At 71.9% G+C, this 26,604-nt stretch carries 29 protein-coding genes; 9 read left to right on the plus strand and 20 right to left on the minus strand.

Annotated features, from left to right (window positions below; translation table 11 throughout):
• Positions 1-3: 3 nt before the first annotated feature.
• Positions 4-924, minus strand: coding sequence for a glycoside hydrolase family 16 protein (locus OG885_RS42170; protein ID WP_405741815.1), 921 nt, complete (start codon positions 922-924; stop codon positions 4-6).
• A gap of 178 nt (positions 925-1,102) precedes the next feature.
• Between OG885_RS42170 and OG885_RS42175 the strand changes: the two genes are divergently transcribed.
• Positions 1,103-2,260, plus strand: coding sequence for an aromatic acid exporter family protein (locus OG885_RS42175; protein ID WP_405741817.1), 1,158 nt, complete (start codon positions 1,103-1,105; stop codon positions 2,258-2,260).
• A gap of 79 nt (positions 2,261-2,339) precedes the next feature.
• On the opposite strand, the gene OG885_RS42180 is transcribed toward OG885_RS42175, so the two are convergent.
• A complete protein-coding gene (locus OG885_RS42180) occupies positions 2,340-2,765 on the minus strand; it encodes a hypothetical protein (RefSeq protein WP_405741819.1) in 426 nt (141 codons plus the stop codon).
• Here OG885_RS42180 and OG885_RS42185 point away from each other — a divergent pair.
• Entirely contained in the window at positions 2,764-3,009 is a 246-nt protein-coding gene (locus OG885_RS42185) for a hypothetical protein (protein WP_405741822.1), read from the plus strand. The two genes, OG885_RS42180 and OG885_RS42185, sit on opposite strands and share 2 nt — an antisense overlap.
• A 79-nt stretch (positions 3,010-3,088) precedes the next feature.
• Positions 3,089-3,523, plus strand: coding sequence for a VOC family protein (locus OG885_RS42190; protein WP_405741825.1), 435 nt, complete (start codon positions 3,089-3,091; stop codon positions 3,521-3,523).
• 6 nt (positions 3,524-3,529) lie between these two features.
• On the opposite strand, the gene OG885_RS42195 is transcribed toward OG885_RS42190, so the two are convergent.
• From OG885_RS42195 to OG885_RS42245, 11 genes are all read right to left on the minus strand, one after another.
• On the minus strand, positions 3,530-4,378 hold the full coding sequence (locus OG885_RS42195; RefSeq protein WP_405741828.1) for a YhjD/YihY/BrkB family envelope integrity protein: 849 nt from the start codon (positions 4,376-4,378) through the stop codon (positions 3,530-3,532).
• Between the two features lie 128 nt (positions 4,379-4,506).
• Positions 4,507-5,352, minus strand: a complete 846-nt coding sequence (locus OG885_RS42200) for an alpha/beta hydrolase (RefSeq protein ID WP_405741831.1) — start codon at positions 5,350-5,352, stop codon at positions 4,507-4,509.
• Positions 5,353-5,400: 48 nt separating this feature from the next.
• The gene (locus tag OG885_RS42205) at positions 5,401-6,054 is read right to left on the minus strand and encodes a phosphotransferase family protein (protein WP_405741834.1); all 654 of its coding nucleotides are present in this window, start codon (positions 6,052-6,054) and stop codon (positions 5,401-5,403) included.
• A gap of 49 nt (positions 6,055-6,103) precedes the next feature.
• Entirely contained in the window at positions 6,104-7,150 is a 1,047-nt protein-coding gene (locus tag OG885_RS42210; protein ID WP_405741837.1) for an LLM class flavin-dependent oxidoreductase, read from the minus strand.
• Between the two features lie 101 nt (positions 7,151-7,251).
• Positions 7,252-8,076, minus strand: coding sequence for a DUF1684 domain-containing protein (locus tag OG885_RS42215; protein WP_405741839.1), 825 nt, complete (start codon positions 8,074-8,076; stop codon positions 7,252-7,254).
• A gap of 32 nt (positions 8,077-8,108) precedes the next feature.
• Positions 8,109-9,509: an NtaA/DmoA family FMN-dependent monooxygenase gene (locus OG885_RS42220; RefSeq protein WP_405741842.1), complete on the minus strand. Its 1,401-nt coding sequence runs from the start codon at positions 9,507-9,509 to the stop codon at positions 8,109-8,111.
• Positions 9,506-10,615, minus strand: a complete 1,110-nt coding sequence (locus OG885_RS42225; RefSeq protein ID WP_405741845.1) for an LLM class flavin-dependent oxidoreductase — start codon at positions 10,613-10,615, stop codon at positions 9,506-9,508. The genes OG885_RS42220 and OG885_RS42225 overlap by 4 nt, the downstream gene beginning before the upstream one ends.
• 438 nt (positions 10,616-11,053) lie before the next feature.
• Positions 11,054-11,941 carry a TauD/TfdA dioxygenase family protein gene (locus OG885_RS42230; RefSeq protein ID WP_405741848.1) on the minus strand — a complete coding sequence of 296 codons (888 nt, stop codon included), beginning with the start codon at positions 11,939-11,941 and terminating at the stop codon, positions 11,054-11,056.
• A gap of 34 nt (positions 11,942-11,975) precedes the next feature.
• Complete coding sequence (locus tag OG885_RS42235) at positions 11,976-12,791, minus strand: ABC transporter ATP-binding protein (RefSeq protein ID WP_405741851.1); 816 nt, start codon at positions 12,789-12,791, stop codon at positions 11,976-11,978.
• A complete protein-coding gene (locus tag OG885_RS42240) occupies positions 12,778-13,830 on the minus strand; it encodes an ABC transporter substrate-binding protein (protein ID WP_405741854.1) in 1,053 nt (350 codons plus the stop codon). Before OG885_RS42240 ends, OG885_RS42235 begins: the two co-directional genes overlap by 14 nt.
• A 36-nt stretch (positions 13,831-13,866) precedes the next feature.
• The gene (locus tag OG885_RS42245) at positions 13,867-14,721 is read right to left on the minus strand and encodes an ABC transporter permease (RefSeq protein ID WP_405741857.1); all 855 of its coding nucleotides are present in this window, start codon (positions 14,719-14,721) and stop codon (positions 13,867-13,869) included.
• Positions 14,722-15,052: 331 nt separating this feature from the next.
• Between OG885_RS42245 and OG885_RS42250 the strand changes: the two genes are divergently transcribed.
• Positions 15,053-15,790, plus strand: coding sequence for a VOC family protein (locus tag OG885_RS42250; RefSeq protein ID WP_405741860.1), 738 nt, complete (start codon positions 15,053-15,055; stop codon positions 15,788-15,790).
• A 123-nt stretch (positions 15,791-15,913) separates the two neighbouring features.
• On the opposite strand, the gene OG885_RS42255 is transcribed toward OG885_RS42250, so the two are convergent.
• Positions 15,914-16,081, minus strand: coding sequence for a hypothetical protein (locus OG885_RS42255; protein WP_405741863.1), 168 nt, complete (start codon positions 16,079-16,081; stop codon positions 15,914-15,916).
• Between the two features lie 124 nt (positions 16,082-16,205).
• On the opposite strand from OG885_RS42255, the gene OG885_RS42260 reads away from it, so the two are divergent.
• Positions 16,206-18,263 (plus strand): calcium-binding protein, encoded by a 2,058-nt coding sequence (locus tag OG885_RS42260; RefSeq protein WP_405741866.1) that lies wholly within the window; start codon positions 16,206-16,208, stop codon positions 18,261-18,263.
• Between the two features lie 159 nt (positions 18,264-18,422).
• Positions 18,423-20,156 (plus strand): Ig-like domain repeat protein, encoded by a 1,734-nt coding sequence (locus tag OG885_RS42265; RefSeq protein WP_405741869.1) that lies wholly within the window; start codon positions 18,423-18,425, stop codon positions 20,154-20,156.
• Here OG885_RS42265 and OG885_RS42270 read toward each other — a convergent pair.
• Positions 20,146-20,826: a hypothetical protein gene (locus OG885_RS42270; protein WP_405741872.1), complete on the minus strand. Its 681-nt coding sequence runs from the start codon at positions 20,824-20,826 to the stop codon at positions 20,146-20,148. The genes OG885_RS42265 and OG885_RS42270 overlap by 11 nt on opposite strands.
• A 351-nt stretch (positions 20,827-21,177) precedes the next feature.
• Between OG885_RS42270 and OG885_RS42275 the strand changes: the two genes are divergently transcribed.
• Positions 21,178-22,389: an MFS transporter gene (locus tag OG885_RS42275; protein WP_405741875.1), complete on the plus strand. Its 1,212-nt coding sequence runs from the start codon at positions 21,178-21,180 to the stop codon at positions 22,387-22,389.
• Here OG885_RS42275 and OG885_RS42280 read toward each other — a convergent pair.
• Together OG885_RS42280 and OG885_RS42285 are read right to left on the minus strand one after the other, a co-directional pair.
• Entirely contained in the window at positions 22,371-22,838 is a 468-nt protein-coding gene (locus OG885_RS42280; protein ID WP_405741878.1) for a hypothetical protein, read from the minus strand. The two genes, OG885_RS42275 and OG885_RS42280, sit on opposite strands and share 19 nt — an antisense overlap.
• 98 nt (positions 22,839-22,936) lie before the next feature.
• A complete protein-coding gene (locus OG885_RS42285; RefSeq protein ID WP_405741881.1) occupies positions 22,937-23,437 on the minus strand; it encodes a PaaI family thioesterase in 501 nt (166 codons plus the stop codon).
• A gap of 93 nt (positions 23,438-23,530) precedes the next feature.
• Here OG885_RS42285 and OG885_RS42290 point away from each other — a divergent pair, with 93 nt between their 5' ends.
• Entirely contained in the window at positions 23,531-23,998 is a 468-nt protein-coding gene (locus OG885_RS42290) for a winged helix-turn-helix transcriptional regulator (protein WP_405741884.1), read from the plus strand.
• 116 nt (positions 23,999-24,114) lie between these two features.
• On the opposite strand, the gene OG885_RS42295 is transcribed toward OG885_RS42290, so the two are convergent.
• Positions 24,115-25,023: a UTP--glucose-1-phosphate uridylyltransferase gene (locus tag OG885_RS42295; RefSeq protein WP_405741887.1), complete on the minus strand. Its 909-nt coding sequence runs from the start codon at positions 25,021-25,023 to the stop codon at positions 24,115-24,117.
• Between the two features lie 204 nt (positions 25,024-25,227).
• On the opposite strand from OG885_RS42295, the gene OG885_RS42300 reads away from it, so the two are divergent.
• Complete coding sequence (locus OG885_RS42300; protein ID WP_405741890.1) at positions 25,228-25,431, plus strand: hypothetical protein; 204 nt, start codon at positions 25,228-25,230, stop codon at positions 25,429-25,431.
• 198 nt (positions 25,432-25,629) lie between these two features.
• Here the strand turns inward: OG885_RS42300 and OG885_RS42305 are convergent, their stop codons facing one another.
• Together OG885_RS42305 and OG885_RS42310 are read right to left on the minus strand one after the other, a co-directional pair.
• The gene (locus OG885_RS42305) at positions 25,630-25,980 is read right to left on the minus strand and encodes an ArsR/SmtB family transcription factor (protein WP_405741892.1); all 351 of its coding nucleotides are present in this window, start codon (positions 25,978-25,980) and stop codon (positions 25,630-25,632) included.
• 201 nt (positions 25,981-26,181) lie between these two features.
• Complete coding sequence (locus tag OG885_RS42310; RefSeq protein WP_405741894.1) at positions 26,182-26,604, minus strand: ATP-binding protein; 423 nt, start codon at positions 26,602-26,604, stop codon at positions 26,182-26,184.

Genomic DNA, 26,604 nt, shown 5'->3' on the forward strand with positions numbered 1-26,604 from the left:
CCGCTACGCCTTCCAGTCGTAGGCGTACGCCGCGACCCAGGTGATGTCGAGCTGTGCGCTGCTGCCCGGCGCGGCCCCGGGGCCTTCGAGCGCGCTCTCGTTCTGCAACACCCAGGACAGGGGCTGGTCGGGGACCTCGCGGGTGTCCTGCCCGATCTGCCGGCCGTCGACGAAGAAGCGGACGTGTCCCGGCGTCCACTCCGTGGAGACGGTGTGCCACTCGGTCCAGTCGTCAGCGCCCGGGAAGGAGCCCTGCTCTCCGCCACCGCAGGGATGATGGAAGGCCGTCAGCGACCCGGTCCACTCGCCCTCTGGATGGTCCATCTCGCAGCCACCGCCGTAGTGCAGCCAGGCGGACTTGTAGCCGGGAGCCGCCTTCGTCACCTTGATGCGCGCGCTGTACTTGCCGTACGCCATCTCCATCACGGCCCGTGGAACCACTGCGGCGGCGTGTACGGGGCCGCCGTCGGCGGGCCGCCACATGCGGATGGTCATCCGTCCGTCGCCGTCGGCGGCGGGGCCGACGCTCACGGTGTCCTCGGGGTGGTAGACACCGACCACGTCCCGGTCCCGGCTGTTGGCGGTGTCGCGCCAACCGGTCGGATACGCCCACCAGTTGTCGCGGTACGCGCCGCTCAGACCCCCGCAGTAGGCCGCGGACGTGTCGACGTGGTGCTCGCAGTCGCTGAACGCGCCCAGCGGCACCTCGTCACCGTTGAAGTCCTCCGCGAGCACCTGCCAGAAGGGCCCGCAGTCACCACGGGGCAGGCGCACGCTCGTGGTGCGGCAGGCGTCGGCGGCCCCGTCCGCCGAGGGCGCCCCGTCCGCGCGGGGGAGCCCCAGCAGTCCGGCCGCGGTCAGCACGACCGCGGAGGAGATCAGAAGTCCCTTTTTGTGGTGGTGCCGCGCCGCGTGTGAACCCATCCCGAGGCTCCCTCGATGCTCACCGGCTCTCAAAGGCCCGAGGAAGCATCCTCGCGCGCGGGGCCGTGCCGGAGCCACCCCCGCACCGGCCCCGGAACCGGACCCCCGCACTCCGCCTTGGGGCCGCGCGCGAGATCTCGAAGGTGCGTCTCGGGCCAGACGTGGCACTTGGTGTGCCATGGAGTGGATCGGCAGGACGTTCCGGGCGGTCAGATGGCGAGCCGGGGCCGCGGCGCATGCCGTACGGCGGGCGTGGGCGGGCCCGGGGCGGGAACGGGACATGGTCGCGCAGGCCTGCAAGGCGGCGCTGGCGGCCTGGGTGGCGTGGGCCGTGGCGGGCTGGTGGCTGGCGGCCCCGATGGCGTTCGTGGCGCCGTGGGTGGCGGTCGCGCTGGTGGAGTCGACGGTGTATCGGTCGGTCGCGCACGGCTTGCAGCAGCTCGCGGCGATCGCCGTCGGCACGGTGGTGGCGACCGCCACGGCGATGCTGCTGGGGGACGCGATGGTCACGATGGCCCTCGTCCTGCCGGTGGTGCTGCTGCTGGGACAGTGGCGGCGGCTGGGGAGCCAGGGCGTCTTCGGCGCGACCGGGGCACTGTTCGTCCTGACGAGCGGTCCGGTCACGCTCGCCGGGGCGGCGGCGCGGCTGAGCGAGGCGGTGTTCGGCGCGGTGGTCGGGGTGGCGGTCAACGCGCTGGTCAGGCCCCCGACGTACCTGCGGGACACGCGCGCCGCCCTGGCGGAGGCCGCCGACGAGGCGCGGGACATCCTCGACGCGGTCGCGGACGGGCTCACCGACGCCGCGTGGGACGATCACGAGGCCGGCCGGTGGCACGAGCGCGCCCTGCGCCTGGGACGCCTGGTCGACCAGGCGAGGTCGGCGATCGGCTGGAGCGAGGAGAGCCTCAGGGGCAATCTCCTGCGCTCCCGCCGCCGCGGCGCCGCCCCGCACGGCACGACGTACGACGACGCGCTGGCCGTGCTGGACTACGTCGCCGTCCACACGGCGGGCGTGACCCGCACCGTGCGGGAGGTGGCCGAGGGCACGACGGCCGAGCCGGCCGCGGGCGTCACCGGCGCCTACGCCGACTTCCTCCGCGACACGGCACGCGCCGTCCACCTCTACGGCCGGTACCGGTTCGCCGCGCACGGCCCCGACGAGAGGGCCGCCACGGCACTGGACGAAGCCGCCGCGGACCTGCGACGCACCCTCGACACCCTGCGCCAACAGCTCCCGGGCGCCGCACCGGACGACCCCGACGCGCTGGTCACCTACGGAACACTGCTGGCCCAGGCACACCGCCTGGCCGACCATCTGGGTGTGAAACGGGTGTGAGGCCGGTAGCCGCTCACCCGGAGGTAGAGACGGGAATGGGTCTGGAGAACCAGGCCCCCAAGCCCATCATGGCGATCATCTACAACGGCATCTGACCTTCCCGGAGGGCCGGCGCCAGTACCCCTGGCGTCGGCCCCGGCGACAGCGGGGTGCGGCGCGCGGCGGGGACGATCCTCAAGAACCACCTCGGTGACATCCCGTCCTGCCCCTGTCTGGCCGCACTGGTACCGGACGACCGCGAGCGGGCCCGGGAGGCCGCGCCGTGTTCGGCGACCAGGCCGCCGGATTCCTCACCGACGACCCGGAGTTGGCCGAGTGGCTCGCGGAGCGGGGACTGCCCGCCGCCACCTTCGACGCGGTGCTCTCCGGCCGCGACCGGCCGCCGCCGCGCGCCGTCGCCGTCCCCCTCGACTACGGCAGACTGCCGCCCCGCCTCGACCTGCGCGGTCGCGGCCAACCGGAAAGTCATCGCACGGCTGTTGCCGGCCCGCGAGGAAATCGGCATGCACGGACCGGGAACGGACCTCACCCTGCGTCTCCCCGAAGTCCTCCAACTCTCCAGCCGCACCCGCACGGAACTCCTCCCCGACGAGCACTCCACCGGGCACCTCGACCCCGCCCGCGTCGACGGGAGCCTGAACTGCCTCCTCAACGAGGGCGCCGCCGGAGTCCACCTCGGCGTCGGCAACGGCCTCGACGGCGTGCACTTCGACTTCATTTCCACGGAGGCCCGCCTTGTCACCCGCTGACACCCGACTCCGCCTGGTGGACTCCCTCCATCTGCAGACCGAACCCGACGGCACCGGCCGCGCTTGCTAAGGTGCGCCGATGTCAACGATCAAGCAGGTCCAGATCACCTTCGACTGCGCGTCGCCCCAACGCGTCGCCCGCTTCTGGTGCGAGGTGCTGGGGTACGTGCCACCACCGCCACCGGCGGGGTTCGCCGGCTGGGACGAGTTCAACGACGCCCAGGCCCCGGAGGACCGCGACACGTGGTTCGCCTGCAGTGATCCCTCCGGTGCGGGCCCGCGCCTGTACTTCCAGCGCGTTCCCGAGGGCAAGGTCGTCAAGAACCGGGTGCATCTCGACGTACGGGTCGGCACCGGGCTCGTGGGGGAGGAGCGTTTGGCCGTGCTCGAGGCCGAGTGCGCACGGCTGGTCGCGCTCGGCGCGGTGCGCGTCCAACTGCTGCGCGCCGATGGCGTCAACGAGTCCTGCATCACCATGCAGGACGTCGAGGGCAACGAGTTCTGCCTCGACTGAACACCCTCACGGACGGCCAGGAGGGGAGCCGTCGCGCCACAGGAACCGGTCGAGTGGCGGTTCCCCCGCCAGCACGGCGCCGATCGTCACCGCGAAGGTGATCGTCGCGCACAGCAGGATCAGCCAGGACAGCAGCGTCAGGACCAGGCCGAGCGAACCGTAATCCTCCAGGGTGCGGTTGAGCGCGCCGGGCATGTAGAGGCGGGCGGTCAGGCCCAGGGCGCTGGTCGCGGCCGAGGCCAGCACCGCTCCGGGCAGCAGCGGCAGCCAGGGGACGCGCCCGGCCAGCAGCAGACGCTGCGTCCACAGCCACACGCCCGTGCTCACCAGGAAGTAGAGCGGGATCCCCAGCCATCCGCCCAGGCCGAAGCCGGTGCGCAGGGGGCTCTGGAGCAGGACGACCAGCATCAGCACGAGCAGCCACACCAGCCAGCGCCATGCCGCGACCCTGGTCCCCGCCCTCGGCAGCCGCCAGGCCCGCTCGCAGACCCGGGCCATGGCCCGGCTGAAACTGGTGGCGGAGACCAGCGCCACCACCAGCCCGAGGGCGCCCGTGGTCTCGCGCAGACTGTCGTCGACGGACTGGCCCAGTACCTGCTGGAGTTCGAGATCCGACCGGCCGGTGAGACCGAACATGGCGCGCAGTGACTCCCGCAACTGCTCGCGCACGCCGAGCGGGGCGAAGGCGGCGAGCGCGAACAGCAGCGGCACCGCGGCCAGGAACGCCTGAGCCGCGAGCCTGGTCCCGGCGTCCAGCAGATTCGCGGTCAGCAGCCGGCCCGTCAGTTCGCTCACGACGGGGAACCGCTGCTCGGCGCGGTCGCGCAGACGCTCCAGACGCGCCGTCCACGCCATCGCGCCTCCCACCTGTGCGCCGCGCCGTCGAGCCCAGTCAAGGCGCGGTGCCCCGGGGCGTCGAGCGGAGCTGACCCGATCGGGGCGTCCGGCTGTCCGAGCGGGCGGAGCGATGACGCAGGTCGTCGTCAGTGGTCGGATCGCCACAGCCAGCGCAGGGCGTCGGGGAGCAGGACTCCGCCGTGGTTGGGGCTGTGGCCGCCGTCGCCCAGGACGAGGCGGAAGTCGTAACCCGCCTCCGCGAGTGCGGCGGCGACGCGCAGGTTGTCGGCGAGCCAGTTGCCCTCGGGCTCGTTCCAGCGCAGGTCGCGGTGGCCCGCCTGGAGGAAGACACGCAGCGGTTTGCGCGGGACGCCGGGGATGAGTTCGGGGTAGGGGTTGCCGCCCGGCATCTGCGGGAAGCTCGACAGATAGCCGATGACGCGGCGGAACCGGTCCGGGCGCAGCCACGCCGCGGTGAAGGCGCAGTTGCCGCCGCTGCTGCCGCCGCAGATACCCCACCGGTCCGGGTCCTCGGCGATGGTGTAGCGCCGCGTCACCTCCGGGATGATCTCGTCCAGGAGGAAACCCACGTACCGGTCGTCGAACGCGTCGTACTCGGTGTTGCGGTTCTTGGGATGCTCTGCGCCGGGGAAGACGCCGGGGTCGACGAACACGCCGATGGTGACCGGGATGTCGCCGCTGTGGACGAGGTTGTCCAGGACGATCCCGCCTCGGACCTCTCCTTCGGGGTCCAGGTACCACCACCCGTCCTGGAACACCATCAGCGACGCGGGCTGCGCGGGGTCGTACCGGGCGGGCACATGAACCCAGAACCTGCGGGTCGTGCCCGGGTAGACCGTGCTGTCGCGCCAGTCGAACGCGATCGTCTCGCCGGCCGGCACGCCGGCCTGGACCACCGAGTCGGGACCGTGGACATAGCGGACGTCCGACTGATCGACCGGCAGCGACTGATAGGGCACCTGGAACGTCACGCGGGCCAACCTAGGAGGGATCATCAGCCGCCTCAAAGGATTTACCGCTCACTCCCGCCAGCCGCTGGTCAGCGTGGTGCGCTCCTGCCACAGCCGTTCCCCCGGACCGTCCGGCTCCCCGTCCGAGCAGAAGCGGCGCAGCGCCTCGCACCGGTCCAGCATCGCGCGCCTGCGGACCGGCCAGGGCGGCACCTGGGCGTCGTACGCCCGGAAGAACGCGGGGAGGTGATGGCGGTGGTGTGGGTGGTGCATCCGTACGATCCACTCGCACCACGTCAGATCCTCGACCGGATCGCCGACGTGGGCGAACTCCCAGTCGACCACCGCGGTGACGGCGAAGGTACCGGGATCGAGCAGCACGTTCTGCGGACCGAAGTCACCGTGCACCAGCACCCCGCCCGCCGCCGGCACGTCAGGCGGGATCGCGTGGATGCGGCGCAGCATCTCGCCGCAGCTCGTGAGCACCGCCGCCGGCTGCTCCTCCAGGAGTTCCTGACCGGGTACGCCCGCCATGAAGCCGAGCGTCAGGGTCCGCGTGTCGACCGCCCGTACCGGCGGCACGGGCAGCCGCCCCTGAAGCCGGGTCAGCAGCCGGTGCTCGCCCTGTAACCGGAGGTCGGCGCCCGGTCCTGCGTAGGTCTTCGTCACGACGGCGCCATCGGTGACGGTGCGGTTGGTGTAGCCGTGCTTGAGCGGACGCATCCCCTGATCATCCGGCACCCACGGCCCGCCAGGGGGCTTGGCGATGAGGTCAGACCGTCGCCGGCACCGCCGTCGAGGCGGCCCGCCATCCCAGCTCCGGTGCGATCAGGTGCCGTACGTCGTGCAGGATCTGCTCGTACTCCTCCCGGTGGAACTCGTACGGCAGCTCCAGCCGCAGCTCCGAGACCTCACCGAGGACGGGATCGGCGGTCAGCTGCTCCAGGATCTGGTCGGCGGTTCCGACCACGTCCGGGGCGAACAACGTCCGCTTCGGGCCCTGCGGCGCCAGGGTACGTTCGTGGCGGCTCGCCGCGTAGGCGCGGTAGCGGGCCCGCCCCGCCGCGTCGGCGCTGTCGACGGGCACGATCACCCGGCCCAGCGCCACCCGCACCGGACGGTCCGCGGCCTGGACCGCCGGGGTGCGCCGGTACTCGGCCAGCAGGTTCAGCTGGGCCGTGGTGAAGTCGTCCGTGCCCTCGCCGGTGACGATGTTGCCGGTCAGCAGGCTCAGGCCCTGCTCCGCCGCCCAGCGCGCCGAACGCAGGCTTCCGCCGCCGTACCAGATGCGCCGGGCCAGCCCCGGGTTGTGCGGCTGAAGCCGCGGGCGCTGGACGTTGCCCGGCGAGTGGATGACCGTGTCCGGGCCGCCGAGATAGTCGCCGCCCAGGTGGGCGAGGACGCGGGCGATCCTGCCGTACGACAGGTCGAGGCGTCGCCAGTCCCCGTCGTGGACGAGGTCCCCGAGGAGGTCGGCGTGCGGCATCCCGGTGCTGAAGCCGATCTGGAGCCGCCCTCGGGACAGGACGTCGGCCAGGGCGAGGTCCTCGGCGAGGCGGAAGGGGTTCTCGTAGCCGATGGGGATGACGGCGCTGCCCAGCTCGATGCGTTCGGTGCGCTGTCCGGCCGCGGCGAGGAACACGGCGGCCGAGCCGACGCCGTGTTCCAGGTGGCGCTGGCGGATCCAGGCCCCGTCGAAGCCGAGCCGCTCGCCGTACTCGAACAGAGCGAGCGTCTCCTCCAGACCGGTGTGCGGGTCGTCGTCGGCGAAGTTGCCCGGGGTGAGGAAGGCCAGTGAGGTGAGGGCGGGGGTGGGCATGGGCGGCGGTCCTCGATTCTTGGTGGTCTCGACGAGGGCAAGGGGCTACCGACGGGCGCCGGACGGCCCCAGGAGCCACCGACGGGCCGGACGGCCGGATATCAGACGCCGCCGCGCTCGCGCGGGATCTTCAGTCCCGCCTCGATCGCCACCGGCAGCCGGTTCTCGGCCGGCGGCAGCGGGCAGGTGGCGAGGTCCGTGTAGGCGCAGGGAAGGTTCGCGGCCCGGTTGAAGTCCAGGGTCACCGTGCCGTCGGCGGCGGTCGGCCCCACGGTCAGGGCGCGGTTGGCGGCGTAGGTGGTGACGCCGGACGTGGTGTCGGTGAACAGCACCGACAGGGTGCCCTCGGCATGCCCGGGGAACGCGGTCAGGGACAGTTCACGCCCCTCCAGCTCGAACTCGATCCGGCCCGGGGCGTCGTACACGTGCTCAAGGCCCTCCACCGCGGCTCCCACGGTCGTCGGACGCGGCACGTCGAAGGGGAGGTAGCGGCCCCGCACGACCCAGCGCGGGTCGGGGGCGTAGGCCGGGGTGCCGGTGAAGGCCGTGCGCAGTTCGGCGTCCGGGTGCCGGGGCCGGACGATGTCGTTGCCGCCGCGCTTGGCGACCTCGATGACGGCGTCGCCCCACACCGCGTCGACGCCGCCGCGCTCGGGCAGCACGCCGAAGCGGTGCTCGCCGCGCACGGCAGTGCCGTCGACGACCAGTTCCTCTCCCTCGTCGAGGGTGACGACGACGCCCTCGGGGCCGGTGCGCCAGGTGCCGGGCGCGTCGGGGAAGCGCTGGGGCCGGTCGTCGAGCCAGTGCAGGCCGGTGATGGCCAGGAACCCGTGCGGCGCGGCGAGCCGGGCCTCCTGGGCGCGGTACCACTCCAGCCAGCTCTCGGTGAAGGCCTGGAGGTCGGTGGCGGTCGCCTCGATGGTCATGAGTTCTCCTTCTGTGGGTACAGGGCGTTCGGTCAGCCGGCCTGGCGCCGGTCGGGGGCGGACCGGTGGGTGAGGGGTTCGCGCAGGCCGAGGTGGTCGCGGAGCGTCGTGCCGGTGTACTCGGTGCGGTAGACGCCGCGTTCCTGGAGTTCCGGTACGAGCAGGTCGACGATGTCGTCGAGGCCGTCGGGGATGAGGTACGGCGTGACGTTGAAGCCGTCGATCGCGCCGTGCCGTACGAAGTGGGCGAACTTGTCGGCCAGCGCGGACGGGGTGCCCACGTGCCCGCGCTGCGGTCCGAGCGCGATGACGGTCTCGCGCAGCGACCAGCCGTGCGCCTCCGCCTTGGCCCGCCACTCGGCGACGACCGCCCGCGGGTCGGCGATGCGCCGGGCGCCGAAGGAGCCGTCGTTCTCGGCGACGACCGGGTCCTCGGCGGGCAGCGGGCCGTCGGCGTCGCGGTCGGACAGGTCGATGCCCCACAGCAGCGAGGCGATCCCCAACGCGGTCGCGGGGGTGACCTGTTGGAGCCTGACCCAGCGCTTCTTCTCCTCGGCCTCCGCCTCGGTGGCGCCGATGATGATCTCGGTGCCGGGCAGGATCCGCAGATCGTCGTCGGGCCGCCCGACGGCGCGCAGCCGGGTGCGGATGTCCTGGGCGAAGGCAAGCGCGTCGTCGAAGTCGTTGCCGTGCGCGGAGAAGATGACGTCAGCGTTGCGGGCCGCGAAGTCACGGCCCTCACCGGAGTCGCCGGCCTGGAAGATCACCGGGTGTCCCTGGGCGCTGCGCGGCAGGGTCGGGGCGAGATCGACGTCGAACTGCGGCCCACGGTGGCGGACTTGGCGTACGGCACCGGGCGTGGACCACGCAGACACGCTCTGTGCGCCGGCGACGGCTTCGTCGGCCCAGGCGTCCCAGAGTGCGCGGGCCACGGTGAGGAACTCCTCGGCGCGCCGGTAGCGGTCGGCGTGGTCGAGGTAGCCGCCGCGGCGGAAGTTGGCGCCGGTCCAGGCGTTGTCGGTGGTCACCACGTTCCAGCCGGCGCGGCCTTCGGAGAGCAGGTCGAGACCGGAGAGGCGGCGGGCGAGGTCGGCGGGTTCGTTGAAGGTGGAGTTGGAGGTGGAGACCAGCCCGATGCGATGGGTCACGGCGGCCAGCGCGGCGAGTTGGGTGAGGGCGTCGGGGCGTCCCGCCACGTCGAGGTCGTGGATCTTGCCGTCGACCTCGCGCAACCGCAGTCCCTCGCCGAGAAAGAAGGCGTCGAACAGGCCGCGTTCGGCGGTCTGGGCGACCTTGCGGAAGGAGGCGGGGTCGATCTGGGAACCGCTGTCGGGGGCCGACCAGATGGTCCAGTGGTTGACTCCTTGGAAGAACACGCCGAGGTGGAGCCGGGCGTGCGGCCGGGGGACGTCGAGGGGGTCGGTGCGGGTCATCGGGCATCCTCCTGGACCGGCTGGGCCGATGCGGCGGCGAAGCGGTTGGCGGGGCGGGCCAGCCCCAGGGTCGTGCGCAGGGAGGTCCCCGGCAGCGGGCGGGTGACCAGGCGCCGCTCGGACAGGGCGGGCAGCACGAGGCGGGAGAGAACGGGCAGATCCTCGTCCAGGACCAGCGGGTGCAGCCGTACGCCGTCCACATGGCGGCTCAACTCTCCGAGCAGGGAAACCAGTTGCCCGGCGGAGCCGATGTGCCGCAGCCGTCCCCGGTCCGGCCACGGGGCATGCGCCTCCAGGTCGGCGACGCGTGCGGCGGCGGTGGCGTCCGGCGTGTCGAGCGCCACCTCGACCTCGGCGAACACCCGGGGCGTACCGGCGTCGGCGGCGGCCGCGGCGACGGCCGCCAGGTCGCGGCCGGTGAGGAGACCGACGTCGAGCTGCGCGGCGGGCACCAGGTCCGGCCGCCCCAGGACGACGAGCTGCCCCTGCGGCGGACGCGGCACGATCGCCGGGCCCTTGACGGCGTACGCCTCCCCGGTGAAGTCGATGTAGTGCAGCCGGTCGCGGTCGAGGTAGCGGCTGGTGGCCACGGACCGGATGACCGCGTCGTCCTCCCAGGAGTCCCACAGCGCCCGGGCCACGTGCACCCCGTCCCGGGACTCCCGGGCCCGCGCGTCGGCACCGTCGACGACCGGGCGTCCCCAGGCGCGCGCCGCCTCGGGTTGCTCCTCCTCGGTCACCACCCACCCGGCGCGGCCCGCGGAGACGTGGTCCAGGGACGCCAACTGGCTGGAGACATGGAAGGGTTCGGCGTACGTGAGCGGCACGACGGGCGCGATGCCGATACTGCTCGTGGACGCGGCGACGAAGGCCGCCCGCTCCACCGCTCCGATGCGGCCCACCGGGTTCGGCCCGGCTCCGGGCGGCAGTACACCGTCGTCGAGGGTGATCAGGGTGAACCCGGCGTTCTCCGCGACGGCCGCCACCTGGGCCACACGGCGCGGGGTGAGCAGCTGGTCGGGCGAGTGGGCGGCGCGGCGCCAGGCCGCGGGATGCGCGCCGTCGCCGTCGAGCTCGACGGCGAGGTGCAGGGCAGGGCGGGACAAGGGGCGTTCCTTCCGAGAACACGTGGACTCATGGCCCTGCTGCGCACAGCGCGGGGCCACGACGAGACGGCCGGCGAGGCAGGCCGGCAGGGGTCAGACGTGTACGGAAGGACAGACCGCGGAGGAGGTGCGGCAGTAGTCGACATGCCGCCGGGTGATCAGCCACGCACCCGTGCAGGCACCGTGCGGTGCCGCGCCAGGAACGTGCATCGAGGGCCTCCACCCGTCAGGTATTCGCGAGTTCAACGTACGTCGGCCGCCCCCGCGGGTGTCAAGGGCGTCTCGGTGTGGCCCTTTTCATCGCCACCCGGGTGGAATGTTCGCGATCTGGTCGAACAGTTCTGCCCGTCGTCCAGCCCACAGACCCGGCACGCGGTCTCGACCGAGGTTTCCATGGCTCGGAGACCACCGGCGCCACGGGAGGCGCCGGCGCCCGTGTCAGCCGGCGACGGTCGCCGGACCTCGCGGAGTGTCGCCCCGCAACGTGATCCGGTGCATCACCCGGTGCTGGTCCCCGTAGTCGCGGTTGGCGTAGTGGGCCGTGCTGCGGTTGTCCCACAGCGCGACGTCACCGGCCTGCCAGCGGTGCCGTACGACGTGTTCCGGCTTGGTGAGGTGGGCGTACAGGATGTCGAGGAGACCACGGCTCTCGTGCTCCGAGACGCCCACGATGTGCGAGGTGAAGCCGGGGTTCACGAACAGGCCCTTGCGACCGCTCTCCGGGTGCACCCGCACCACCGGGTGCTCCACCGGCGTCAGCGCGGTGAACACCTCGCCCTCCCACAGATTGCCCTGCCCCTGCCGGTGCTGGGCCAGGTAGTAGCCGAACTCGCGGCTGCCGTCGTGGACGGCCGTCAGCGTGTCGATGTGGGTCCGCAGCCCCGGCGACAGGGACTCGTAGGCGAGCTGGCTGTCCGCCCAGTTGGTGTCGCCGCCGGTCGGCGGCAGCACCACGGCCCGCAGCACGGAGATCGCCGGGGGCCGCCGCACGAACGTCACGTCCGTGTGCCACACGTCGGCGAACCCGTTGTCCTGGCTGTCCAGCGCGTACACCTCGGGGGCCACGTCACCGGAGTCGTGCACGGGATGCCCGACGGTGACCTCGCCCAGCCGTCGGCCGAACTCGATCTGGGCCGCGTCGTCGAGACCCTGCTGGCCGCGCACGAACAGCACCTTGTACGCCACCAGCGCCTCACGCAGGGCGAGGACCTGGTCGTCGTCGAGGCGGGCGAGGTCGAGGCCATGGATCTCGGCACCGAAGTTCGGGCCGAGCGGGGCGAGGGGCAACTGCGTGCTCACGGACGGTCGTTCGCTGAGAATGCTCACGGTCGATTCCTTTCCTGGATGGTGGGTAGGAGGTTCAGGCCGCCGCCGCGGCCTTGACGGCGTGGGACACCTGCGCGCGCAGCTCGGCGAACTCGGGGGACTCGCGCAGCTCTTCGGCGTCGACGTCACCGCGCGGCAGGGTGATCGGCAGGTCCAGGGCCACGATTCCGGGGCTCTTGGTCAGCACCACGATGCGGGAGCCGAGGAACACCGCCTCCTCGGCCGAGTGCGTGACGAACACCGCGGTCCGCCCGGTGCGTTCGGTCACCCGGCGCACGTCCTCCTGGAGCCGTTCACGGGTCAGCGCGTCCAGCGCGGCGAACGGCTCGTCCAGCAGGAGCAGCGGGTTCTCGGCGGCCAGCGCGCGGGCGATGGCGACGCGCTGCTGCTGTCCGCCGGAGATCTCCCAGATGCGCCGCCGCTCGGTGCCCTCCAGACCGACCCGGGCCAGTAACTCGGCCCGGCGCTGCGGCCATTGGGCCCGTTCCACGCCCGCGTACCGCAACGCCAGGTCGATGTTGCCGCGCACGGTCCGCCACGGGAACAGCCGTGGCGTCTGGAAGACCACTCCGGCCGAGACACCGGGCCGGGGCTCGGCGCCGGACACGCGCACCGCACCGTGTGTGGGCTGCTCGAACCCGGCGATCAGCCGCAGCAGGGTGCTCTTGCCGCACCCGGACGCGCCCACGAGGACCAGGAACTCCCCGGCGGGGACGCTCAGATCGACCGGCCCGACCGCGGTGAAGGCATCGCTGCCGTGACCGTACCGGTGAGTGACGTGGTCGAGACGGACGGAACCGGCGCCCTCCGCGTCGACAACCGGCTCTGCGGTGAGCTCACTTGACGACATCGGACAGTCCTTCCAGATAGAACGCCTTGCGGACGGTGGCCTCGGACGGCGCCGCGTCGATCTGCTTCTGGTCGGCGAGGAAGGCCGCGGTGTCGGTGACGTAGGTGAGCAGCTTGCCCGGACCGCTGTCGGTGCCCAGCCAGTCGGCGGAGACGACCTGCTCCGGGGTGAGGAAAACCCCCTGCGCCAGCTGTGCCTTGGCGTCGGCCTCGCTGATGTTGATCTCGGCGGCGACGGCCTTGACCGCTGCGTCCGGATCCGACGTGAGCAGGCGCAGCGCCTCGGCCTGCGCTCTGCGCCACCCGGCGATGGCCTTCGGGTCCCGGCCGATCAACTCGTCGGAGACGACGGCCAGATCGAGAGTCGGCTTGCCCGCGGCGCCGATCTCCTTGCTGCTGGTGAGCTGGACGCCGGTCTTGCGCAGCTCGTCGAGCGTCGGGAGCCAGACGTAGGCGGCGTCGATGTCGCCGCGTTCCCAGGCGGCGAGGATCGGCTGCGGCTGGAGATCGATGAGCTGCACGTCGGACGCGGCGAGACCGGCCGCCTTCAGTGCCGCCAGCAGGCTGTAGTGGGAGGTCGAGGCGAAGGGGGTGGCTATCTTCTTGCCCTTGAGCCCGGCGACGTCCGTGATGCCGGTGTCCTTGCGGGCCACGAGGGCCTCGTTCTCGCCGGCGACGTCGAGGATCCACGCCACCTTGTAGGGGATGGGCGAGCTGCCGGAGACACCGCGGGCGAAGGGGCTGGAGCCGAGCGCGGCGATATCGAGGGACTTGCCGATGAAGGCCTGGTTGACGCTGGCGCCGGAGTCGAACTTGATCCACTTGATCGTGTACCCCGGCAGCTCCTTCTCCAGCAGCTTTCTGTTCTTCACGAGCAAGTCGCCGCTGGGGAAGGCGAAGTAGCCGATGCGCAGCTGCTTGGACCCGCCGGACGTCGAGGCTTCGCTGTCGGCGGAGCAGCCGGTGACGGCGGCGGACACGGCGGCGAGGGCGCCGGCGAGGAGGAGGCGACGGGAGGGGCCTTGGGGGAGAGGGGACATGGTGGTGCCGTTTCTGTGCGAGAGCCTGACAGGGGGTTATGCGCGTCCGCGCCACGGCACGACCGAGCGCTCCAGCCGTAGCAGCAGGCCGTCGATGATCAGCCCGGAGACGCCGATGGCGATGATGCCGACGAGTACGACGGGGGTGTTGTTGTAGTTGGCGGCGTCCTTGACCATGCCGCCGATGCCGGGCAGTCCGTTGACCAACTCGGCCGCGACCAGGGACGAGTAGGCCACGCCCACGGCGAGCCGGACGCCGGTGAGCGTCTCCGGTAGCGCGGAGGGGACGACGACGTCCCTGACCACGTCCCACCGTGATCCGCCCAACGCCCGTGCGGCCTCGATCAGATGCTTCGGTACGGCGGCGACGGCCGTGGTGGTGGACACCGCCACCGGCGGGAACGCGGCCACGGCCAGCAGTGTGATCTTCGGCTGCTCGTCGATGCCCAGCCAGATGATGAGCAGCGAGAAGTACGCCAGCGGCGGCAGGGTGCGCAGGAAGGTGATCCAGGGTTCGAAGAGCGAGCGCAGCCAGCCGACGGTACCCATGAGCAGCCCGAGGACCACACCGGCGACGATGCCGATCCCGGCGCCGAGCGCGATGCGCCGCAGGCTGATGCCCAGGTGCTCTATGAGCGTGGTGCCGTTGTAGCCGCGTACACCGTCGTGGGTGGTGGAGACGTCGATGAACGCGTCCCACACCTTCGCCGGGGGTGGCGCCAGCGTCTCGCTCCAAGTCCCGCTCGCCGCGAGCAGTTGCCACAGGCCGAGGAAGACGAGGAGAGAGGCGAACGGCAGCGCGACGGGGCGCAGCCGCTTCCACGCACGAGTCGTGGAAGCGGGAACTGATGTCACGTCAGGAGCTTTGTCCTGGACGGAGGTTGTGGACACGGGGCGTCCTCCAGGGACGCCGGGGCGCGGTGGGTCCGCGGCGAGCGGACATGGGCGGTCGGCCCCGGGCGGGAGTGATGGTGAGCGAAGAGAGGACGCACCCGCGTACGGGCGCGTCGACCACCCTCACGCGGGACGGGTCACCGCGGGAAAGGGCGTGTCAGGGAGCGGGGATCAAAGACAACAGGAGCCCGCGCGTCGGCACAGGTCGATGACCAGGCGTCGCACCAGGAGCTCGGAGATCATGGGCACAGTTGTACCGCAGCAACCGCGTCGCTCCAATATGCGTCCCACCCTCTGGAACGCAGGGTGCCGCCATAGGATCGCCGGCATGGCGCTGCGACCCGTGATGGTGAACGTGAAGGCCCTCGACGCCGCGGAGGTGGGCCGCTTCTGGGCGGTGGCGCTCGGCTGGAGCGCGTACGGCGCCGGAGAGAGCGTCTACGTCGGACCTGCCGGGGGTCTCGTCTGGCCGGACCCGGTCGTCCTCGGCATCGACGTCGTGCCCGTCCCGGAACCCAAGTCGGCGACGAAGAACCGTGTGCACCTCGATCTCGCCACCACCTCGGCCGCTCATCAGGAGGAGCTCATCGAGCGCCTGAGGGCGCTCGGCGCGACGCCCGCCGACGTGGGCCAGGGCGACGTGCCGTGGACGGTCCTCGCCGATCCCGAGGGCAATGAGTTCTGTGTCCTTGAACCCCGGGAGGTCTACCGGGACACCGGGCCGATCGCCGCGGTGGTGGTCGACTGCGCGGATCCGCGGGCCATGGCCGGGTTCTGGGGCGAGGCGACCGACTGGACCGTGCACGAGGTGGCTGACGACCACGCCTCGTTGCGCTCCGCCAAGGGCACGGGTCCCTACCTGGAGTTCCTCCGTACACCCGATCCCAAGACCGTGCCGGACCGCCTCCACCTCGACCTGCTGCCCCACCCCGGCGACGACAAGGAGGCGGAGGTGGCCCGGCTGCGCACGCTCGGCGCCGCCGACCTCGACATCGGCCAGGGCAACGTCCCTTGGACGTGCCTGATCGACCCGGAGGGCCATGAGTTCTGCGTCCTCGCCCACTAAGCGCTCCGCTGGAAGTGCCGCGTGATGCCGTCGTCCGGCTGCGGCGCCGTTGTGGCTCATCGCGCAGTTCCCCGCGCCCCTTGAGGGCGTTGCCGAACCGCAGTCGACTTTCGCCCAGTCCGCTTAGTGCGAGGCGGGACGGCTTCCGGTCAGCCCGCCGGCCTCCATACGGGCGTTGGTCTCGCCGAAGCCGCTCTGGTCCTCGGTCCGCACCGCGCTGAAGACCGCCAGGTAGTAAGAGGGTTCAGGGGCCGCCAGGGGCGTGACAGGCGCTTCCGGGTGATCGCTCATGACGCCACCGTAAGGCCGAACGCGCCGTCCGCTCACCCGCTCGGATGGATTCCTGCGCCCGGTGAGGGCAACCCCGCTGGTGGTGGCCCCTGGTTCGGTGGCGGGCGGCGGGAGGCTGTCGCGCATGCTCACACCTCATGTGCGATCGACGCGGCGCAGACGCGGCGAGCGCCGCAGCCGGTCCCTGGCGGCCCGGGCCGGGACGCTGACGGCGACCGTCCTGGCCCTTGTCCTGACCTTCCCGGGCACCGCGACCGCGGCTCCGGGCGGCCTGGATCCCACCTTCAGCGGTGACGGCAAGGTGCTCACCAGCCTCGCCGACGAGGACCACGCCAATGACGTGGCGGTGCAGTCCGACGGGAAGATCGTCTCGGTCGGCTCCTCCGCCGACTACTCGCTGGGCGAGAGCGACTTCGCCCTGACCCGCCACAACCCCGACGGCACCCCGGACGCGAGTTTCGGCGGCGGCGACGGCAAGGTCACGACGGCCGTCAACAACATGGACCCCGACCTCCAGTGGAGCGAGGCCCAGGCCCTGGCGATCCAGCCCGACGGCAAGATGGTCGTGGTGGGCAGCAGTTGGCGGGGGTACGAGAACTGCTGCTGGTTCACGGTGGCCCGCTACAACCCCGACGGCACGCTGGACACCGGTTTCGGCGGCGGCGACGGCAGGGTGTTCACCGACTTCGGAGGCCCGGACGAGGCCCGGGACGTCGCGGTGCAGCCCGACGGCAGGATCGTGGCCGCCGGTACCAGCGGTGGTCAGGTGGCGCTGGCCCGCTACAACGCCGACGGCACCCCGGACGCGAGTTTCGGCGGCGGCGACGGCCAGGTGAGCACCGATCCGGCACCGGAGTCGCAGGAGGAGGGCGGCGACGGCCGCGCCCTGGCGCTCCAGCCCGACGGCAGGATCCTGGTCGGCGGTGAGGTCGGCACGACCCGCTTCGACTTCGTCCTCCTGCGCTACACGGCGAGCGGCGCCCTGGACACGAGCTTCAGCGGTGACGGCATCGAACGCACCGACCTCGGCGACTACGACTCCGTGGAGGGGCTCGCGGTGCAGCCCGACGGCAGGATCGTGGCCGCCGGAGGCAGCGGCGGCCGGTTCGCCCTGGCCCGGTACACCCCGGGCGGCGCCCTGGACACCGGCTTCGACGGCGACGGCAAGGTCCTGACCTCCGGTGGCGGCGGCGCCTCGGACGTGAAGCTCCAGCCGGGGGACGGCCGGATCGTCATCGCCGGCAGCAACGGGCCCGGCGCCGACTTCGCCGTCCTGCGCTACAACCCCGACGGCAGCCAGGACACCGGCTTCGGCACGGCGGGCGTGGCCACCGCCGACTTCGGCGCGAGCGACGCGGCCTACGGTGTGGCCCTCCAGTCGGACGGAAAGATCGTCGCCGCCGGACAGGGCGGACCGAACAGCGACTTCGCCCTGGCCCGCTTCGAAGGCGGCGGCAGCGCCCCGCCGCCACCGACCGGCGTGGACCTGTCCGTGACGAAGTCCGGCCCCACCACGGCCGGCATCGGCGACCGACCCGCCTACACGGTGCGTGTGACCAACAACAGCACCACGACCTCCGCCACCGGCGTCTCGCTGACCGACACCCTCAGCGGTGTCGCCGCCTCGGCCGTGTCCGCGACCACCGGCTCGGGCACCTGCACGCTCACCGCCACCGGCGCGACCTGCGCGCTGGGCACCCTCGCTCCCGGCGCCACGGCCACGGTGACGATCGCCGCCGAACCCCGTGCCACCGGCACCCTCACCGACCGGGCCACGGTCAGCGGCGGCCAGAGCGACCCGAGCACCGGCAACAACACCGCAACGGCCACGACCACGGTCAACAACGCCCGCGGTTGCACCCGCATCGGCACCAGCGGCAACGACACCCTCACCGGCACCTACAACAACGACGTGATCTGCGCCCTCGGCGGCGACGACACCGTCAACGCGAGCTACGGCAACGACACCGTCCTGGGCGGCTACGGCAACGACCGCCTCGACGGCTCCTTCGGCGACGACACCCTCAACGGGGGTCCCGGCAACGACAACCTGACGGGCAACTACGGCGCCGACAACCTCAACACCGTCGACAACGTCTCCGGCAACGACACCGCCAACGGCGGCTACAACACGGACACCTGCACGACGGACACGGGCGACATCCGCATCAGCTGCCCCTGACCCGCACCCCACCCACACCCCGGGCCCCGCACGACGACGTGCGGGGCCCGGCCCGTTCCGCCGCGCCCCTTGATCACAGGATCTTCGCCCCTGTTACATGGGTGACACACGGGCCTCACCGTTCCCGGTGAGGCCCAACCAAGCCTGTGGGGGGCACAATTGAACAGCGCTCACCGTCCCAGACGTCTCGCGGCCACCGTTCTCGCCGCCGCTCTCGCCGGAACCGGCCTGACCGTCGCCGCCGCGCCGGCGGCCCACGCGGCGGCCTCCGACGCGGTGGCCAAGCTGCCGATCACCTCGTACTCGGCGATGGCCGTGGACTCCGTGCACGAGCGGGTCTACGTCGCCGACAGCAACCTGGGCACCTACTCCAACCCCGGCCTCATCGCCGTCTACTCCTTCCAGGGCGAGCGGATCACCACGATCAGCACCCAGCAGCACATCTCAGGACTGGCCCTGAACGCCGACGGCTCCACGCTCTATGTCGGCGGCCGTGAGGTCATCTGGCGCTACGACACCAGCACCTACCAGTCCAACGGCCTGTACGTCTCCACCGACACCTGCGGCCGCAGCCTCGCCTTCTCTGGCGGCACGGTGTACTTCACCACGCCGTACGCGTACTACACCGCGCAGTGCGACTCGACGCTGACCTATCTGGACTCCTACGTCCCCGCCGACAACACCTCCCCGCGCACCAACTGGCAGGACTACGGCAAGCTCCAGCTGGAAGCGGGCCCCGGCGACCGGATGTTGCTGGGTCAGCCGCTCAACTCGCAGGCGGCCAACCCCTTTTTGACGGTGTACGACACCAGCGGCGGCACCCTGGTGAGAAACGCGGCCCGCCGCTTCGCCGACGCCGACGGCCAAGGCGCCCTGAATCTCAAGGACATGGCGTTCTCCGCCGACGGCAGCAAGGTCGCCGTCGCCGACTCGGCCGCCGGCACGCGGCTGTTGAACACCACGGACCTGTCCGACGCGGCCACCGGCTACGCCGCCCTGCCGGACGGGGCCTTGGCCAGTGCGGTCGCCTTCAGCGGCGACGGCAAGTACATCGCGCGTGGCGCGGCGGCCACCGGCGCCACCCCGGACCTGCTGGTGCAGCCCGCCGACCCGGCCGACTCCACCGCCCCGCTGGAGTTCGCCTTCGAGGGCAGCCTCGACGGCGACCGAGTGGCGCCGCGCGGCACGGAATGGTCAGCCGACGGCTCCCGCCTGTTCACGGTCACCACGAACGCGGCAGGCAACCAGTTCTGGCTGCACGTCATCCAGCCCCCGGCGGTCCAGTACGACGTACGCCTGAACGCCACGCTGACCCACAGCCCCGCCCAGGCCGTCGCGGGCGAACCCCTGTCGGTGCGCGGCCGGCTGGAGTACGACGGCCCGGCACCCGCCGAGCCGCTGAAGGTCAAGGCGACCCGCACGGACGCCGACGGCGTCCACGACCTGGGCACCTTCACCGTCAAGGACGACGGCTCCTACACCGTCCTCGACGAGCCCGACCTCCTCGGCGACGCCACCTACACGGTCTCCTACCTCGGCGACCTCACCCACCGCCCGGCCACCGACGTCACGCACACGGTGAGCGTCGGCAAGGCCCCCACCTCGATCGCGCTCACCGCCCCGGCCGAGGCGTCGATCAGCACGGGCCTGGAGATCACCGGCACCTTCACCGCCCAGGGCAAGGCGCTGCCGGACCGTGCGGTGCTGAAGGTCGAACGCACCGACCGGCTCGGCACCGGCACGCTGTCGTCGGTGACGGTCGCCGCGGACGGCACGTTCACCATCAACGACATCCCCCGCACCCGCCGGGAGACCACGTACAAGGTGAGCTGGCCGGGCGACGACCTGCACGCGGCCTCGACCGCGTCGGCGACGGTGTACGTCACCCGCTGACGTCTTCGGACAGCAGCCTGTCGAGAGGCACTCCCCGCGCCCAGCGCTCCAGGGCCGGGCCGTCCAGCAGGACGGTCCGGCCCTCACGCCGTGCCCACCGCACGTCGCGGGCCCGGAAGGTGCCCCGGTGCACGACCAGGTGGAGGAACGAGTCCGGGTCCTCCCGGTGGGCCCGGGGGTGGGGCAGGGCCTCGTCGGGGAGGGGTTCCGCCACCGGCCGGAAGGCGACGTCGAGGCGGCGCCCGTCCGGATGCCGGGCGCACAGCCGGGGTCGGTCCGGCGCCGGTAACAGCCGTACCTTCCACTGGTCCCGGCGCAGCATCCGCGCCACGGCCAGGGCCAGCCCCTGGATGTCGAGTTCGACCAGTTCCTGCGGCGTGTAGTGGCCACGTCGACGGCGCGCGCCGGGACGACGGCGCCGGATCGCGACCGTGACGACGAGCGCCGACAGCAGGACGCCGACGACGGGGACGACGGCCCCGACGGTGCGGAATCCGATGACGAGTCCGGCCACGACCGCGCACACCGCCGCCGCGAGGACCGCGAACGAGGGCAGCACATCACGGAACCTGGGCCCGTACCGGCCCTGGGCGCGCAGCCGGCGCACCACGTCCCGCTTTCGACGACGCTGTTCCTCGACCGGATCGGACGTCCATGACGGGCGTGCCACAGTCTCAGCCCCCTGCGCCTGCCTCCCGCACCTGCTTGCGCCGACGCGGGACAAATACCCAGTGCGCCGAACGAATGCTCGATCAACGGTCGAAAACCGGCCGAGGGGACGGGCGCACGGAGGCACGGGAGGGCGCGTGAGCCGGGCGCGGGCGGCGCGGGTGTGACATGAGTCATGGAAAGCGGTGCGGGATCTTGGAATGCCCGGCTCCGCCGCGCTGCTGCACTGGTTACGGGCTCACCATGCCCTGGGGGGCGCCGGGCGACGATGCCGGGTGAGGGAAGCCGCTACTGCACGGCCTCGACCCGCCCCTCGTACTTCTGCACCACCTTCGAAAGGTTCTCCTGCGCCATGCCACTGGCTCTCCTGGCCCTGGCTGTTGTCGCTTTCGGCATCGGTACGACGGAATTCGCCACGATGGGGCTGCTGCCCCAGATCGCGGACGGAGTCGGCGTCTCCGTGCCGCAAGCGGGCAACATCGTCTCCGCCTACGCGCTGGGTGTCGTCGTCGGTGCCCCCGTGCTGACAGGCCTCGGCGCGCGCATCCCGCACAAGAGGCTGCTGCTGCTCCTGTCCGGGCTGTTCGTCATCGGCAACGTCGCGTCCGCGCTCGCACCCACCTTCGGGCTGCTGTTCGCCGCACGCTTCCTGGCCGGTCTGCCCCACGGGGCGCTGTTCGGCGTCGGCGCGGTCGTCGCCTCCCGCCTGGTCGCCTCCGACCGGGCCGCCCGTGCGGTCTCCAAGATGTTCCTCGGTCTGACCATCGCCAACATCGTCGGCGTCCCGGCCGGTACGGCCCTCGGACAGCAACTGGGCTGGCGGTCCGCCTATGTCGCGGTGGCCGTCATCGGCCTCGTCGCCCTGGTGGCGCTGACCGTCTTCGTCCCCCACCAGCCCCGGGGGCAGCAGTCCGGCGTCGGCCGCGAGCTGCGGGCGATGGGCAACAAGCAGGTGATGATCGGCCTGGCCACGGCCGTCGTGGGATTCGGCGGATTCTTCGCCGTCTACAGCTATCTGGTGCCCATGCTGACGCACCTCACGGGCCTCTCCGACTCCTCGACCACGCTGGTCCTCGCGCTCTACGGCGTCGGCATGACCCTGGGCACACTCGTCGCGGGCCCGCTCACGGACCGCGCCCTGCGCCCGACGCTGTACGCGGGGCTCGCCCTGCTCTCCTCGGCGCTGGTGGCGTTCTACTTCACCGTCCACAGCACCGTGCCCGCCCTGCTGACGATCACCTTCATCGGCGCGATGGGCGCTCTGATCACCACGCCCGTCCAGATGCTGCTCATGGCCAAGGCCAAGGACGCGCCCACCATGGCGGCGGCCTCCAACCACTCCGCCTTCAACCTCGCCAACGCGGGCGGTGCCTGGCTCGGCGGCCTCGCGATCTCCGCGGGCTGGGGCTGGTCCTCACCGGCTCTGGTCGGCGCGGCACTGGGCGTGGCCGGCTTGGGCCTGGCGTTCATGGGCGGTCGCATGGACCGGGGCGGCAGCCGTTCCGAGGTGATCACGGGCGCCCAGCCCGAGCAGACCGCCGCCGCTCAGTCCCAGAGCGGATAGGACACGGTCGGGCCGAACTGCTGCGGCCGGGCGGCCGGGTACTCGAGCGTGATCCGGGAGTAGTGCGCCACCTGGGGCTGCTTCTTCCAGGGCTGCGGCCGGTCGAGCCGTACGGTCACCGGATAGGCGTGGAAATGCCCTGCCGCGCAGTACGGCTTGCAGTCGTTGACCCAGTTCACGCCTTTGGCCCGCGCCCCGTCCGCGTCCCACCGCGACCAGTGCAGCGAGGCCAGCCGGCTGTTGCCGTCACCGCAGGCCAGCATGAAGTCCGCCGGCCGCACCTGCGGATGCCAGAGACAGTCGACGAGGACCGGAACAGCGGTGCGCTGCTGGACGGTCTGCGCGACCGGGGCCGGCGCGGACCGGGCCGCGGGCGGTGTGCCCGCGGCGGTGGCGAGGGTGGCCACCGCGAAGAGCGTGACCGTCGTGGTGAGTGCGCGTATGTGCATGGCCGATCCCCGCTGCCGCTGGCCGACGGATGTCCCGGTTCCGACGCTACGACCGGCGGGCCGCGCTCACCACTCGAACGGCCCAGCGTGCCGTCGGCTCAGGCGGCCGTGGGCGGCAGCGGGAAGAGCATGCACGAGCTGGTCGCGTGCGCCAGCACGCGGTCCTCGGCGTCGACCAGCGTGGCCTCGGCGAGAGCCGTCTGCCGCCCGCGGTGGACGATCGTGCCGATGGCCCGCACCGGGCCGGTGTCCACCGAGACCCGCTTGAGGAACTTCACGCTCAGGTCGAGCGAGGTGTAGCCCATGCCGGCGGGCAGCGTGGACTGCACGGCGCAGCCCAGCGCCGAGTCCAGGAGGGTGGCGTAGACGCCGCCGTGCACACTGCCGATCGGGTTGTAGTGCTCCTCGCCCGGAACGAGCGAGAAGACCGCGCGCCCCTCGCTCACCTCGTCGAGCGTGAAGTCGAGGGTGGCCGAGATCGGCGCCGCCGGAAGCCTCGCGTGCAGGACGTCACGCAGGAAGTCCAGACCGGAGGAGCGGCCCACGGCACCGGCCGTGACCAGCGGGTCGTCCCATGTGTACGTACGTGTGCGTCCCATGCGCCTGCGGCCTCCCAGCTGACTTTGTACGGCGAAGCTAGCCCTGTCCGCACCTGACTGTCAATGACGAAGCCAGCTCGCTATCATGACCCGGTGGACTGGCTCGCATTCAGCACCGAGAACTGTTCCGTACAGCGCACTCTCGACCTGGTCGGGGAGAAGTGGACGCTGCTGATCGTGCGCGACGCCGCCAACGGCGTGCGCCGGTTCGACGAGTTCCGTCAGCACATCGGTCTGTCGGAGGCCGTTCTCAGCGACCGGCTCCGCAAGCTGACCGAGGCGGGCATCCTCGCGACCGTCCCCTACCGCGAGCCCGGCAGCCGCTCCCGCAACGAGTACCGGCTGACCCGCAAGGGCTGGGACCTGTGGCCGGTGCTGGTGGCCCTGCGTCAGTGGGGCGAGACGCACACCCCGGACCCGGCGGGACCGGTCCTGGACATGCGGCACACCGACTGCGGGTCCCCTGTCCGGGCCGTAGTCGAATGCACCGGTGAGCACGGCGCGTTGACGCCCAGGGACGTGACGGTCAAGCCGGGGCCGGGGGCGCGGCCGAGACTATGACGCCGCACCGATGCGTCACCGGTCGCCGAGACGCGGCCCACGGCACGCGGCAGCGCCTCCGTATCGAGTACGAGGAGCAGCACGCCCGGCGTCCCGGGCGCCGGCACGCGAGGCCGTCACGTTCGTCGAGGCTCGTCCTCCAGGCCGGTGACCAGGCCGCGCAGCAGTGGTCCGTACTCCGGGTGGGCGAGGGCGAAGGCCATCTGGGCGACCAGGTAGTCGGCGGGGTTGCCGGTGTCGTACCAGCGGCCCTCGATGACCTGCCCGTACACGGCCCGGGTGGCGGCGTAGGCGTTGATGGCGTCGGTCAGATAGATCTCGCCGGTCCGGTGCTCGTACCAGCGGCGGGTCTGCTCGCGCAGTTCGTCGATGATGCCGGGGGTGACGACATAGCCACCGATCGCCGCGTACGACGACGGGGCGGCGGCGGGCTCGGGCTTCTCGACCAGCCCGGTGATCCGCAGCTGGCCGCCGCCGAGGTCCTCCTTGACGATCGGAACGCCGTAGCGCTGCGACTCGCCGGGGTCCATCGGCAGCAGGGCCAGCACCGGGCAGCCGGTCTGCTCGTACGCGCGGATCAGCTGCTGGGCGCGGGGGACCTCGGCCACGAAGACGTCGTCCGGCCACAGCACCAGCACCGGCTCGTCGCCGAAGGACCGCGCGGCGTTCAGCACCGGGGTGCCGTTGCCGTACGGGCCGTACTGGTCGAGGTAGGTGATGTGGCCCCGGCGCGCCAGCTCCGCGACCTCCTCCACCGCCTCCGCGTACGCCGTCTTGCCGTCCTCGCGGAGCTGCTCGACGAGGGCCGGGTTGGGGCGGAAGTGGTCCTGGATGAGGCTCTTGCCGCCGGACACGACGATGGTGATGTCGGTGATGCCGGAGTCCACCAGCTCGCGCACGGTGTGCTCGATGACCGGCTTGTCGCCGACCGGGAGCATCTCCTTCGGTGTCGCCTTCGTCAGCGGCAGCAGCCGGGAACCGAGTCCGGCGGCCGGGATCACAGCCCGGCGGATCGTCGGGGACATCACGCTTCTCCCGGTCGAGCGGCACACCGCGCCGAGCGGCACGGCACATACCGACGCTATCAACGGTCGCCGTACCCCCGCCGAACGGACCCGGAAACGCCTCTCATGCCCGCTGACCACCGCGCACCCACGCACCTACTCTTGAAGAGTTCTTCGACTCACCAGGTGCGGCCGGGTGCGGCCATCGTCAGCGGGAGGGGCGGGATGGACGGGTCCGTGTTCGCCGAAGCGCTGCGGGAACGGGTGCGCCAGGCACTCGCGGCCCTCGCGGCGGCGCGGGAGGACGATGACGCGTACGCCGTGGCGGTGGCCCAGGACGAGGTGGACGACGCGGTGCGCGTGGCGCGCGGCCACGGTCTGTACGTGGACGGCATCGGCGACGTGGAGACGGACGTCGACGACGGGTGACCGGCCTGTCGCGGCGACCGGCCCGGAGGACGCCGCTCGGCGCCAGGGCCGTTCGGCCCCCTCCTCGGCCCGTACGGCCCCTGGGGACCTCGGCGGGCCCGGACGATCATGCGGAAGGTGACGTGGGAGGACCGCACGCCCCTGCGGCCCGCCCGCGTCACCGTCACGGGGCGGGTCGCACTCTTGGCGTGGTCCTCGTCACGACGGCGGCTTGACCTCCCGCTGGGCCGCCTGGAGGTCGGCCAGGAGTTCGGCCTGGCCGGTCAGAACGCCGGAGAGGATGGTGCGGGCCACGCGGAGCAGCTCCGCGACATGGGGGCTGGTCAGCGAGTAGTAGACGGTCGAGCCCTCCTTGCGGGTCGCGACCAGGTTCGCCCGCCGCAGCACGGCCAACTGCTGGGAGAGATGGGCGGGTTCGATACCCACCTCGGGCAGCATCTCGGCCACCGCGTGCTCACGCTCGCTCAGCAGCTCCAGGACCCGGATGCGGGCCGGGTGACCGAGCGTCTTGAAGAACTCGGCCTTCAGTTGGTACAGCGGCGTACTCACTCTGCCGTCGCCTCCCCGCCGCAGGAGCACGGCCCGGTCGGCCGGACCTCGTCCCCTCGCGTCCATCCACTCGTCAAGAACATGTGACCCATCCTCGCGTGCGCGAACGGCGGCACCGAACCCGCTCCCGGGCATCGAGCCCAAGGTGGTGAACTCGTGAATTGCCAAGATTAGCAACTTGACATGTCTGGTGGGAGGGCGTCACAGGGGGAGGGTGATCCAGACGCTCTTGCCCTGGCCGTCGGCGTCCGCGCGGACCACCGCGGTGCCGCCGAGGCCGAGGACCAGCTCCATCACGGTGCCGAGGCCGCCGCCGGTACCGGCGGGCGGCGCGTACAGCGACGGCTGGTAGGGGTGGCGGTCGTGGACGGCGAAGGCCAGACAGTCCGGGCCCGCGGCGTAGATCACGGTCACCGTGGGGGAGAGGGCCGCGGCATGGCGGACGCTGTTGGTGACCAGCTCGGCGACGATCAGCAGCGCGGGGTCGACGGCGCGGTGGCGCAGCCCTATGCCCCACTCGACCAGTACCTGCTCGGCCGTCTCCCGGACGGTCCGTACGGCGGACGGTTCGGTCGGCAGGGTGAGCACATGCCGGTACGGCAGCGTTTCCCACTGCGTGGACAC

This window comes from Streptomyces sp. NBC_00028 (genome assembly GCF_045041065.1).
Classification (GTDB): domain Bacteria; phylum Actinomycetota; class Actinomycetes; order Streptomycetales; family Streptomycetaceae; genus Streptomyces.

Coding starts and splice junctions, on each gene's coding strand:
- OG885_RS42285 (WP_405741881.1), bottom strand. CDS start 23,437: ATGGGACGCACACGTACGTACACATGGGACGACCCGCTGGTCACGGCC.
- OG885_RS42235 (WP_405741851.1), bottom strand. CDS start 12,791: ATGTCGTCAAGTGAGCTCACCGCAGAGCCGGTTGTCGACGCGGAGGGC.
- OG885_RS42195 (WP_405741828.1), bottom strand. CDS start 4,378: ATGGCGTGGACGGCGCGTCTGGAGCGTCTGCGCGACCGCGCCGAGCAG.
- OG885_RS42205 (WP_405741834.1), bottom strand. CDS start 6,054: ATGCGTCCGCTCAAGCACGGCTACACCAACCGCACCGTCACCGATGGC.
- OG885_RS42175 (WP_405741817.1), top strand. CDS start 1,103: ATGGAGTGGATCGGCAGGACGTTCCGGGCGGTCAGATGGCGAGCCGGG.
- OG885_RS42275 (WP_405741875.1), top strand. CDS start 21,178: ATGCCACTGGCTCTCCTGGCCCTGGCTGTTGTCGCTTTCGGCATCGGT.
- OG885_RS42250 (WP_405741860.1), top strand. CDS start 15,053: ATGGCGCTGCGACCCGTGATGGTGAACGTGAAGGCCCTCGACGCCGCG.
- OG885_RS42300 (WP_405741890.1), top strand. CDS start 25,228: ATGGACGGGTCCGTGTTCGCCGAAGCGCTGCGGGAACGGGTGCGCCAG.
- OG885_RS42185 (WP_405741822.1), top strand. CDS start 2,764: ATGCACGGACCGGGAACGGACCTCACCCTGCGTCTCCCCGAAGTCCTC.
- OG885_RS42240 (WP_405741854.1), bottom strand. CDS start 13,830: ATGTCCCCTCTCCCCCAAGGCCCCTCCCGTCGCCTCCTCCTCGCCGGC.
- OG885_RS42210 (WP_405741837.1), bottom strand. CDS start 7,150: ATGCCCACCCCCGCCCTCACCTCACTGGCCTTCCTCACCCCGGGCAAC.
- OG885_RS42255 (WP_405741863.1), bottom strand. CDS start 16,081: ATGAGCGATCACCCGGAAGCGCCTGTCACGCCCCTGGCGGCCCCTGAA.
- OG885_RS42190 (WP_405741825.1), top strand. CDS start 3,089: ATGTCAACGATCAAGCAGGTCCAGATCACCTTCGACTGCGCGTCGCCC.
- OG885_RS42220 (WP_405741842.1), bottom strand. CDS start 9,509: ATGACCCGCACCGACCCCCTCGACGTCCCCCGGCCGCACGCCCGGCTC.
- OG885_RS42260 (WP_405741866.1), top strand. CDS start 16,206: ATGCTCACACCTCATGTGCGATCGACGCGGCGCAGACGCGGCGAGCGC.
- OG885_RS42180 (WP_405741819.1), bottom strand. CDS start 2,765: ATGCCGATTTCCTCGCGGGCCGGCAACAGCCGTGCGATGACTTTCCGG.
- OG885_RS42280 (WP_405741878.1), bottom strand. CDS start 22,838: ATGCACATACGCGCACTCACCACGACGGTCACGCTCTTCGCGGTGGCC.
- OG885_RS42170 (WP_405741815.1), bottom strand. CDS start 924: ATGGGTTCACACGCGGCGCGGCACCACCACAAAAAGGGACTTCTGATC.
- OG885_RS42295 (WP_405741887.1), bottom strand. CDS start 25,023: ATGTCCCCGACGATCCGCCGGGCTGTGATCCCGGCCGCCGGACTCGGT.
- OG885_RS42215 (WP_405741839.1), bottom strand. CDS start 8,076: ATGACCATCGAGGCGACCGCCACCGACCTCCAGGCCTTCACCGAGAGC.